Here is a 5,569-nt window from a genome sequence, read left to right as displayed (position 1 = left end):
CTCCACCACCAGCACCCGGCACCCCGCACCCAGCTCGGCCACCTCCGGCCGCACCGCCTGCGCCCGCGACACCAGCACCACCCCCGCACCCGCCTGCGCGAGGACCTCGGCGAGTCGTCCGCCGGGCCACTCGACGTTCAGCGGGACGTAGGCGGCACCGGCCTTCATCACGGCGAGGGTGCCGACGACCTGCAGATAGCCCTTCTCCGCGAGCACGCCGACGATGCGGGTGCGGTCCGGGAGGGTGCCGGGCGTCGACAGGACGCGGGCGAGCCGATCCGAGTCGTCGTACAGCTCGCCGTAGGTGTGGCTGCGGCCGTTGCCCGCGTCGACGACGGCCACCGCGACACGGCGGCCATCGTCCAGCCCGGCCTCGTACAGGCCGAAGAGGGTGTCGTCGCGGTCCGGGGCCTCACCGGTGGCGTTGGCCGCCTCGATCAGCGCGAGGTCGTCCGCGGGCACCGGCAGGGACGGGAACGTGGCGGTCTCCCAGTCGAGTTCGGCCAGGTGCTCGATGAGCCGGCAGTAGCTGTCGTGCATGGCGTCGAGGACGGCCGGGTCGAAGAGCTGCTCGACGTAGTCCCACTCGGCGACGAACCCCTCTTCCGTCTCGTAGGCCTTGTTGTCGAGCCACACCTGCGGTGTCTGGGAGATGGCGTGGTCGACACCTTGGTAGGTGTCGTTCAGCACGAGTTCGAACATGCTGGCGTCGGCCGGAGCACCCAGGGTGCTGGTGAGGACGACCGGGGCGACGATCTTGTTGATGGGCATGGACTGGCGGGTCTTCAGCAGCCGCTGGAAGTCGACGCCGTCGAAGAGGTTGTGCTCGATGTCGCGGAGCAGGTCTCCGTGGACGCGGCGCAGGGTCTCGCCGATGACGGTGCCGTGTTCGGTGCGGTGGTCGAAGAGTTCCAGGGCGGTGAAGTCGCCGATGACACCGTTGATGTCGGGGTGCAGGGGCAGCCGGTTGAACAGGGTGAGGTTGACGCACAGCCGGTCCTGGCCGCTCCAGTGGCCGAGCACCCGCCCGAACAGTTCCACGACGAGCGCCGTCGGGCTGATGCCGTGCCGGCGACATCGGTCGGCCAGTTTCTCCCAGACGGCGGCGGGGACGACCCGGCTCTTGCGCCGGAAGACGGGGGTGTCGACGCTCGACGGGTGGGCCCGCAGCGGCAGCCGGAGGTCGAGCTGGTAGTCGTCGGCCTTGTCCTCCCAATACTGCTGGGCCTGGATCAGCAGGTCGCTGTCGCGGACCTTCTCGTACTGGAGGACGTAGTCGCGGTAGCTGACGCCGAGGTCGGGCAGGCAGCGCTCCGGATCGGCGTAGAGCTGTGCCCACTCGTCGAAGAGGATGTCGAAGCTCGCCATGTCGATGACGAGGGCGTCGAAGCTGATGTGCAGCCGGAGGACGCCGTCGAGGCGGCTGAGCACGACGTCGAACAGCGGGTAGCGCTCCGGGTCGTACAGCTTGTGGGCGTATCGGCCGCGCAGTTCCTCCAGCTCGGTCTCGTCGCGCAGGTCGTGGAACGGGATGCGGTGGTAGGGGACCTCGCGCAGGAAGCGCTGCTGGCCGTCGGTGAAGACGGTGCGCAGGGCGAGGTGGCGTTCGATGAGCCGGTTGAACGCGGTCTCCAGCCGTTCGTGGTCGACGCTGCCGTAACGGAACTCGCTGTAGACGTGGGTCGAGACGTTGCTGAGTTCGAAGTTGTGGAAGCGGCCCAGGTAGTAGGTCTGCTGGACGTTGGTGAGCGGGAACGGGTCGTGGAGGTGCTCGGTGTCGGTGCCGTCGAGGAGGTGGTCGCGGTAGGCGAAGCTGCCGAGGCTCGCGGCGACGAGCGGGGCGAGCCGCCGGACCGTCTTCTCTCGGAAGACGTCGCGGATGCGGATGTCGCAGCCCAGCTCGCTGTTGATGCGGTTGACGAGTTTGATGCCCAGGATGCTGTTGCCGCCGGACAGGAAGAAGTCGTCGGTGACGCCGACGGTCCGGCGGGTCGCGCCGGTGCCGCCCAGCACCTCGGACCACAGCTCGCACAGGCGGCTCTCCAGCTCGCCGGCGGGGGCGACGTACCCCTCGGTGAGGAACTTCCCGGGGTCCGGCAGTGCCCCGCGGTCCGTCTTGCCGTTGGCGTTCAGCGGCATGCTGCCGAGCGGGACGAACACCGTCGGCATCATGTAATCGGGCAGCAGCCCGGCCAGATGGCGCCGCAGGTCCTCCCGGTCGGGCGGTTCGGGGGCCACGTAGTAGGCGACGAGATAGCGGGCCTCGTCGGCGGACGGGTCGGTGCCGCCGGGTGCGCGGGGCGGTTCGTGGACGAGGACCAGGCTCTGCTCGACGGCGGGGTGGGCGGTCAGCGCGCTCTCGATCTCGCCGAGTTCGATGCGGTGTCCGCGCAGCTTGATCTGGAAGTCGTTGCGGCCGATGAACTCCAGTGCGCCGTCCGGGAGGGCGCGCACCAGGTCACCGGTGCGGTAGAGGCGCTCTTCGGGCACGGCGGGCCCGGTGCCGTCGGTCGCGGCCGGCGGGATGACGAAGCGGCGGGCGGTCAGCTTGGGTGCGTTCAGGTAGCCGCGGGCCAGGCCGGTGCCGGCGATGCACAACTCCCCCACGACGCCCGGGGGCAGCGGTTGCAGTTCCTCGTCCAGGACGTAGCAGCGGGTGTTGGCGACGGGTGTGCCGATCAGCGGCCGTGGGTCGTCGGGGGTGAGGAGGCGGCGCGTGGACCATACGGTGGTCTCGGTCGGGCCGTACACGTTCCAGCACTGGTCCACGGTGGCCGCGAGGTCGGCGGCGAGTCGTGGCGGCAGGGCCTCGCCGCCGCTCAGGGCGCGCACGGGCAGCCGTTTGCCGCCGAGGTTCTGGACGATCAGATGCCACAGGGAGGGCGTCGCCTGGACGACGGAGACACCGTCCTCGATCAGTTCGACCAGGCGGGCGACGTCGAGCAGGTCGGTACGGCCGGCCAGGACGACGGTGCCGCCGTGCAGGAGCGGCATGTACAGCTCCAGCGTGGAGATGTCGAAGGCGACGGTGGTCACGGCCAGCATGCGCTCGCCGCGCCGGAACCCGACGCTGCGCCCGATGTCCTGGGCGATGTTGAGGTAGCTGTGGTGCTCGACGGCGACGCCCTTGGGCCGGCCGGTGGTGCCGGAGGTGTAGATGACGTAGGCGAGGTCGGAACCGGTGACCCGCACGTCGAGGTCGGCTCCGTCGCAGGCGGCCGCCGCGGCCTGTACGTCGTCGGCGTCGGCCACGACGACGGGGACGCCCGGGGCGATGTCGGCCAGGCCGGCGTGGTGCGCCGTGTCGCTGAGGAGCAGAACGGGCCGGCTGTCGGCGAGGATCGCGGCGCTGCGGCGGGCGGGTGACCCGAGGTCGAGCGGGACGTAGGCGCAGCCCAGTTTGAGCACGGCCAGCGCGGCGACGAGCAGATGCTCGGTGCGGTCCAGGTACAGCGCGATCAGGTCCCCCGGTCGGGGGTCGTGGCGCTCCTGCAGCAGCCTGGCGAAACGATTCGCCGCCTCGTTGAACTCCCGGTAGGTCAGGGTCGTCCCGCCGTGGACGACGGCGACCGCGTCGGGCTGCCGCGCTACCTGCTCCTCCATCACGCGGTGCAGGGGCCGGTCGTCGTACGGGGCACGGGTTTCGCGTGCCCGCGCCGTCAGTGCGTGCCGCAGTGGTTCCGGCAGGCACAGCACGTCGCCGAAGGCGGCGGCGCCCTGCTCGAACCGCTCCAGCCGGGCGAGGAAGGCGTCGACGTGTTCGCGCAGCACGGCGAGGAACGGCAATCCGGCAGGGGCCTCCACCTCCAGCCGGCCACTGCCGTCGTCGGCGCAGCGCAGGACCAGAAGGGCGTCGGCGGACTGCGCGGTCCCATCGGCGTCCACGAGAACCCGCGACGGACGCGCCCCCGAAAAAACCTCCCCGAATTCATAGAAGGCGTTCCGCGGAGCCCGGTACAGCGGATCGTTCAGCTGGTCGTAAAGCTCCTGGTGACGCATTCCCCGATCTACGTTCAGGTATTTACGTATTCGACCGGAGGAAGTGTGCACGTCGTGCGCATAGGTCCCGGCCTTGCGCGAGTTCAACACCATCTGCAAGGCCAGGGAAAGCAATTCGAGGCGGTCGGACGTGAGTGAGATCGGCGCGACGGACGGGAAGCGCAGGATTTCCCTCCTCCCGGCGGTCTCCGCGATGTCGGGCCCGACGGCATCAGCCAGATCGAAGCGGTCCTCGGCGCGGTCGGCGACGCGCGCCCGCGCGGCCAGCGCCTCAGCCGCGCGCTCCATCCGCAGCAGCTCCGGCAGGTCGTCCGGGCGCTCGTCCAGAGGCTCGGCCGTGAGGGACTCGTGCCCCTCACGGGAGAGGCGGATCACCGCGTCGACGCACGCGTCGAGAACCGCCGCGTGCGGGTCACCGACGGCCGGTGTCGCACACACCAGCACGTCTCCCCCGGTCAACCGCACTGTGCAGCGCGCCTCGGGACGGGTCGCGAGGGCCCGCAGCTCTGGCGTCAGTACCGGCACGTCCGGGCGGCGTGCAGCGCCGGCCGCGGATCCGAAGACGTAGTCGAGGCGCCGGTCCACGAGCGTGTCCTCGTCGACGACGCCCGCGTTGTGGGTCATCCGAGCCCGCCACTCGGCCGGTCCGACCGGGTCGCAGTCCAGCGTCCAGACGAAATGCCCGGCGTCCGCCAAGTACTCTGCTATTTCCTGCCCGAGCCGGCCGAGTTCCGATCCGACCAGCACGTGAAGAATTCTCACCTTGGCCCTGCCCCTGCCTCGACGACTTCAGCAGCACGCAGAGGCCCAGCACCATGCACCCCCGTGTGCCTTCGGTAAAGGCGATGCACCTCTCCCACGTCGGCTGGACGGGATGGTCATTTCCCTCGCCGTCGGGATACATGCAACAGCCACGGGAAGGCTGTCATTTGCAAACGAGACATGTCAAGGAAGCATCTCGGCCAGACCTCTCGGAGGAAGACCATAAGCCCCACTTGGAATTCCGAATAGGGGTACTTATGAGAGGGGGTGAAGATTGCGCCATCGCCGGGAGCGGTCGATCGCGGCGACGTTCGGCGGGCCGAACGCGGAATGGCGAGGTCCGAAAGGCGTCTCGCCGGGCGGGGCGGGCCGACCGACTGTCCTGATCCCAGCCCTCGCGATCCGTCGGTACACATCGAGCAGGGAGCGCACTGTGACCCCCGGTGCGTCTCAGAGGCTTCGGTCGGCCGCCTGCACGCGCCGTCGTGACCGTCTGGCCCGTCCGGTGTTCTCGGCCGTATCGGCCACTCACAGGGCAGCTCAATCGGCGAGTCGGCGGCAGCAGATGAGCGCAGGCAACCCTGGCGAAGGCCAGGAAGCGGCCGGCCTTGCGCTCGTGGCGCCGGTGCGGGCGCCGGCATCCGGCGAGCCAGGCCATGGCGCGCTCGATGGTCCAGCGGTGCCGGCCCAGCCGCTGCCTGGAGTCGGTGCCCTTGCGGGCGACACGCAGTGTGAGGCCGCGGGCATGCGACCATCGCCGCGGGTGGTTGCACGGACCGGGCGGTGGAGCTTCGCCCACACCCTGGCC

At 70.0% G+C, this 5,569-nt stretch carries 2 protein-coding genes; both read right to left on the bottom strand.

All coding sequences use genetic code 11. From position 1 onward, the window contains the following. Positions 1 to 4,746: non-ribosomal peptide synthetase (locus CCN42_RS32130; protein ID WP_143662083.1), on the bottom strand; the 4,746-nt coding region annotated here is incomplete at its 3' end. A gap of 178 nt (positions 4,747 to 4,924) precedes the next feature. Continuing rightward, positions 4,925 to 5,560, bottom strand: a complete 636-nt coding sequence (locus tag CCN42_RS46260; protein ID WP_367556400.1) for a transposase — start codon at positions 5,558 to 5,560, stop codon at positions 4,925 to 4,927. Positions 5,561 to 5,569 lie beyond the last annotated feature (9 nt).

The organism is Streptomyces glaucescens, from assembly GCF_002154375.1.
In the GTDB taxonomy this organism is placed as follows: Bacteria; Actinomycetota; Actinomycetes; order Streptomycetales; family Streptomycetaceae; genus Streptomyces; species Streptomyces glaucescens.
This window is presented reverse-complemented; position numbering and strand designations above follow the sequence as displayed.